At 72.7% G+C, this 5614-nt stretch carries 3 protein-coding genes; all 3 read right to left on the reverse strand.

Features of this window, described 5'->3' with window-relative positions:
* Positions 1 to 38: 38 nt before the first annotated feature.
* Positions 39 to 1847, reverse strand: a complete 1809-nt coding sequence (locus ACFVHK_RS16950) for an ABC transporter ATP-binding protein (protein ID WP_376929842.1) — start codon at positions 1845 to 1847, stop codon at positions 39 to 41.
* Positions 1844 to 3685: an ABC transporter ATP-binding protein gene (locus ACFVHK_RS16955; protein WP_376929844.1), complete on the reverse strand. Its 1842-nt coding sequence runs from the start codon at positions 3683 to 3685 to the stop codon at positions 1844 to 1846. The genes ACFVHK_RS16950 and ACFVHK_RS16955 overlap by 4 nt, the downstream gene beginning before the upstream one ends.
* A gap of 458 nt (positions 3686 to 4143) precedes the next feature.
* Entirely contained in the window at positions 4144 to 5400 is a 1257-nt protein-coding gene (gene ddaH, locus ACFVHK_RS16960; RefSeq protein WP_376929843.1) for a dimethylargininase, read from the reverse strand.
* Positions 5401 to 5614: the final 214 nt, after the last annotated feature.

A 5614-nucleotide genomic window follows, 5' to 3' on the forward strand; every position in this document is an offset into this window, starting at 1 on the left:
CCTCGGGCTCGCGCCCGAGGCATCCGCCCGCCGCACCGCTACACGAGCGAGTCGCGCCAGGCCGCGTGCAGCGCCGCGAACCGGCCCGTGCCGCCGATGAGGTCGGCGGGCGAGCCGTCCTCGACGATGCGGCCGTGCTCCATGACGAGCACCCGGTCGGCGATCGCGACCGTCGACAGGCGGTGCGCGATGATGACCGCCGTGCGATCGGCGAGCAGGGTCTGCAGGCCCTCCTGCACGAGTCGCTCGCTCGGGATGTCGAGCGAGCTCGTCGCCTCGTCGAGGATCAGGACCGCGGGGTCGGCGAGGAACGCGCGTGCGAACGAGATCAGCTGGCGCTGGCCCGCCGAGACGCGCCCGCCGCGCTTGTTCACGTCGGTGTCGTAGCCGTTCGGCAGTCCCTCGATGAACTCGTGAGCGCCCACCGCCTTCGCGGCCGCGACGATCTCGTCGAACGTCGCCTCGGGCCTGCCGAGCGCGATGTTGTCGGCCACCGATCCGGAGAACAGGTACGCCTCCTGCGTGACCATCACGATCGCTCGGCGCAGGTCCTTCGGGTGCATCCGGCGCAGGTCGACGCCGTCGAGTTCGACGACGCCGTCGGTCGGGTCGTAGAACCGCGAGATCAGCTTCGCGAGCGTCGACTTGCCCGCGCCCGTCGAGCCGACGAGCGCGACCGTCTGGCCTGCGGGCACGTCGAGGTCGAACCTCGGCAGCACGACGCGGTCGGGCGTGTACGCGAACTCCACGGACTCGAAGCGCACGCGTCCGTCGGCGGTCCAGAGGTCGACCGGCTCGGCCGGGTCCGGCACGCTCGGCTGCTCCTCGAGCACGCCCGAGATCTTCTCGAGCGCCGACGCGGCCGACTGGTACGAGTTGTAGAACATCGCCAGCTCCTCCATCGGGTCGAAGAACCGCTTCGTGTAGAGCACCGCCGCGAGCAGCACGCCGATCTCGAGCACCCCGTCGGCCACGCGGAACCCGCCGACGAGCAGCACGCCCGCGACCGCGACGTAGCCCATGAAGTTGAGCGCCGGGTTGTACACGGCGAACAGCCCGAGCGCGCGGGCGTTCACGTCGCGGTAGTCCTCGACCACGTCGCCGAAGACCCGCTCGTTGCGCCGCTCCGACCGGAACGCCTGCACCGCGCGGATGCCCGTCATGGTCTCGACGAACTGGACGATGAGCCTCGCGCTCGCGACGCGCGAGCGTCGGAACAGCTTCTGCGAGCGCACCTGGAACCAGCGCGTGAGGGCGGCGAGCGGCAGCAGCGTGGCGAGGAGGACGAGCCCGGAGAACCAGTCCAGCCACACGAGCGCGATCGCCGTGAACAGCATGTAGAGCACGCCGCGGACGAGCTGGTTGATGCCCTCGTCCATGAGCTCGCGGATCGCGTCGAGGTCGCTCGTCTGGCGCGAGATGATGCGGCCCGACGTGTACGACTCGTGGAACTCGAGCGAGAGCTTCTGCGTGTGCAGGAACACCCGCGTCCGCAGGTCGATGAGCACGGCCTGGCTGATGCGCGCGGCCATGCGGATGTACCACGCGATGAGGAACGCGCCCGCCGCGCCGGTGACGAGGTAGGCCAGCCCCGCGAGCCCGACCGGCAGCCAGTCCTGCGCCATCAGCGCGGGCAGCCCCTGGTCGATGCCGTAGGCGATGATCGCCGGCCCGGCGACCTGGGCCGCCGTCGAGACGACGACGACCGCCATCGTCGCCCAGAGCTGCGCGCGCAGCGGCTGCAGCAGGGACCCGAGCAGGCGCAGGCTCCGCCTGCGGATCCAGCGGGACTCGGCCCTGGTGTACTCGTCGCGCTCCTCGCCCTGCACCCCGATCACGGTGCTCATCGGATCGCCTCCTTCGGTTCGGCCGGTCGGGCCAGGTCCTCGCCGTCGATCAGGTCGGATGCCTCCGCCTGCGCGCGACGCTCTTCGTCCTCGAGGCTCGAGATGACGAAGCGGTAGTGCTCCGACTCGCGGAGGAGCTCGGAGTGGGTGCCGACCGCGGTGATCCGCCCGTCCTCGAGGAGGGCGACGCGGTCGGCGAGCATCACCGTCGACGGACGGTGCGCCACGATCAGCGCGGTCGTCGAGGCGAGCACGGTCCGCAGCTCGGCCTCCACGCGCGCCTCGGTGGCCACGTCCAGCGCCGACAGGGGGTCGTCGAGCACCAGCACGGCGGGCTTCGCGGCGACCGCGCGCGCGAGGGCGAGACGCTGGCGCTGCCCGCCGGAGAGGCTCATGCCCTCCTCTCCGACCTTGGTGTCGACGCCGTCGGGCAGGTCGTACGCGAAGCCGGCCTGCGCGACGCGCAGAGCCTCGTCGAGCACGCGCTCCGCCTCGGCCGCGACCGCGGGGTCGGCCGCGGCCTCGCCCGTGAGCTCGGGCCGGCCGAGGAGGACGTTGTCGCGCACCGACGCGGAGAACAGCGTGGCGTCCTCGAACGCCATCGCGATGTGCCGGCGCAGCTCCTCGCGCCGGAAGGCGCGCACGTCGACGCCGTCGAGCGTCACCGACCCGCCGGTGACGTCGTACAGGCGGGTGGCGAGCGCCGTCATGGTCGTCTTGCCGCAGCCGGTGAGTCCGACCAGCGCCATCGTCTCGCCGGGCCGGAGCACGAGGTCGACGCCGTCGAGCAGGTCGCCGAAGCGCTCGGGCGAGTCCTGGTAGCGGAAGCGGACGTCGGAGAACGCGAACTCGCCGCGCGGCGACGTCAGCTCGGCGGGCCGCTCCGGGTCGCGGACCGCGTTCTCGCTGTCCATGACGTCGAAGTACCGGTCCGTGGCGGTCCGCGCATCCAGCGAGAACGCCAGCAGGAACCCGATCGACTCGATCGGCCAGGCGAGCACCGCCGCCGTGGCGAAGAACGCCACGAGCTGGCCGACGGAGAGCTGGCCCTGCGCCGCCAGCTGGACGCCCAGCACGAGGCAGATCGCGAGCGCCACCGCTGGCACGACGAGGATCCACACCCAGATGTTCGCGTCGAGTCGCGCCTTCTCGATCTCGGTCGAGCGCAGTTGCTCGGCCTGTGCGCGGAACGAGCTCAGCGCGTGCTTGCCGCGGCCGAACGCCTTGAGGACGCGGATGCCGTGGACGGACTCCTCGACCGCGGTCGCGAGGTCGCCGGACTGGTCCTGGCTGCGACGCGACACCTCGGAGTAGCGGCCCTCGAACCGGTAGCCGACGATCCACAGCGGGATCGAGCAGGCGAGGAAGACGAGCCCCAGCATCCAGCTCATGGAGATCAGCACGACGGCGCCGACGACGATCACGACGAGGTTCATGACGAGCAGCACGAGGCCGAACGCCAGCCACCGGCGGATGAGGCCGAGGTCGCTCACGGCGCGCGAGAGGAGCTGGCCGCTCGGCCAGCGGTCGTGGAAGCTGACCGGCAGGTCCTGCAGCTTCGCGTAGAGCGCGTCGCGCATGCGCGCCTCGACCCTGGTGGTCGGACCGATCACGAGCCAGCGCCGCAGCGCGAACATGGCGGCCTCGCCGGCGCCGAGCGCGAGCACGAGCAGGGCGAACGGCACGATCGCGGCGCGATCGCCGTCGGCGAGCGGGCCGTCGACGATCGCCTCGAGCACCTGCGGGATCGCGAGGGCGATGAGCTGCGCCACGAGGTAGGCGGCCATGCTCCCGTAGATCGCGGGCATCGCGGGCCCGACGTACTCGCGCAGCCGCATGAGGGCGCGCACCGTCCCGGTGCGCTCGGCGTGGGGAGGGTGGAGGGTGGATTCGGTGGCGGTCACGCCGGGTTCCTTCCGGGAGGCGCGACGGGTCGCGCGGATGCGACTCGTCGTGGGAGACGTGGATTCCGCGCGCTCGATCGCGCGCAGGCGGAGGCGGGGCGTGGCCCCGCGTGGATCGGCCGGCGTCCCGCCGGCTGGACGGTCTCGGGGCGCTAGCCCAGGTCGACCGTGGCGGAGGAGGCGAGCGTCGGGACGAGCGCACCGAACGCCGCGACCGTGCGGGCGGGAATGCCGGTGTACTTCATGTCGTCCTCCTGCGTCGTGGTCACGAACCCATCGCCCGCCGGATGGTTCCCCGAGCGGGCAGCCCTACAGAATATGCCTCGGCGCCCGAGGGACGCAAGACCGGATTTCGAGGCGCCGACGACGCCGATCCCGCGGGGCGGAACGGATCAGCGAACCCGCACCGACAGGCAGGTGACGCAGCCCTCGAGCTTCTCGAACTCGCTGATGTCGACGGTGACCACGCGGTAGCCGAGGCCCGACAGCAGCTCCGCGGTCCGGGGCGCCGAGGCCGACATCAGCAGCGTCTCGTCCGACAGGATCACGACCGCGACGCCCTCGGGCTCGGGGACCGCGAGGAAGCGCGGGAACAGCGACGTCGAATCGATGAGGTCGGGGAAGCCGATGACGGTGCCGTCGGGCAGTGCCGTCACGGCGCTCTTCAGGTGCAGCGCCTTCGTGATCGGCACCGCGACGACCGTGTAGCCGAGCGGCGAGAGGATGCCGCGGAGCTGGCGGACGCCCTCGGCGTTCGTCCGCGATGACGCGCCGACGTAGACGGTCGAGCCGATCTTGAGGACATCCCCGCCGTCGAGCGTGCCCGGGGCGGTGATGCGTGCGACCGAGACGCCCGGGAAGGCGCGCACGGCGCGCTCGACGGCCTCGACCTCGGGCCTGCGCGATTCGGCGCCGGGATTGGCGAGCACGGCGAGTCCGTCGAAGAAGACCACGGCGTCCTCGATGAACACGGAGTCGGGCAGGTCGGGTGCGGCGTCGACCTCGACCGTCTCCCACCCCTCGGCCACGAGCGCGGCGCAGTAGTCGTCCCACTGCTCGTCGGCGAGCGCCTGGTCGACGGGGCGGCGCTCGAGGTGCGTCAACTCGGCCTCGTCGAGGTTCGATGCGGGGATGCGCACGAGCGCGACGCGACGAGCGGCTCGACGAGGACGGTGCGCAAGCACCCACGCGGCCACGCGGGGGGCGACGAACACCTCGGCGATCACGGCGGCGACGATGAACAGGAGGTTGAGCCCGAGCAGGCTCGAGAGCACGAGCGAGAAGACCTGCGCCGACACCTGGACTCCGCTCGAGAGCACGTTGGCGCTCGCGGCGAGGAGCGTCGCGAGGACCGCGGAGGTGAGTCCGACCGGCAGCGCGAGGAACCAGGCACGGAGCGCGCCGACCGCGTTGCCGATGCAGAGCAGCCCCCAGAGCACGACCGCCGCGAGCGCGAAGTAGGGCACGACCTGGGCGAGCACCACGGGGTTCTGCTCGCGCGACACCAGGTTGGCGAGCACGCCCGCGCCGAATGCGATGAGCGCGACGGCGCCGGCCGAGGCGATCGCCGCGATCGAGCGTCGGGCGACGGTCGCCTGCGCGGGATCGAGGGCGGGCACGGCCGGGGGCTGGGTCGCGGGGGGCGTCATGCGGACGAGCCTATCGGCCGGGCGGAAGGCGTCGCGCACGGTTGCGCGGGCGGCCCCGGCGTGGGTGTCGGGGTCCGGAGGACGGGCTCCCGCAGGACTGCGGAGACGCCCGTGCGGGGGCGACGGCCGGCCCGCCCGCCCCCCCCCGGGGGCCGGGAGCGCGCCGCCCCGCGCCCGGCCGGCCCGCGCCCCCCCCCCCGCCCCCCCCCGGCGG

Origin of the sequence: Agromyces binzhouensis (genome assembly GCF_042672355.1) — a bacterium.
Classification (GTDB): domain Bacteria; phylum Actinomycetota; class Actinomycetes; order Actinomycetales; family Microbacteriaceae; genus Agromyces; species Agromyces binzhouensis.

Excerpts from the sequence above, each read along its gene's own strand:
- ddaH (WP_376929843.1), bottom strand. The coding sequence starts at position 5,400 with ATGACGCCCCCCGCGACCCAGCCCCCGGCCGTGCCCGCCCTCGATCCC.
- ACFVHK_RS16950 (WP_376929842.1), bottom strand. The coding sequence starts at position 1,847 with ATGAGCACCGTGATCGGGGTGCAGGGCGAGGAGCGCGACGAGTACACC.
- ACFVHK_RS16955 (WP_376929844.1), bottom strand. The coding sequence starts at position 3,685 with ATGCGGCTGCGCGAGTACGTCGGGCCCGCGATGCCCGCGATCTACGGG.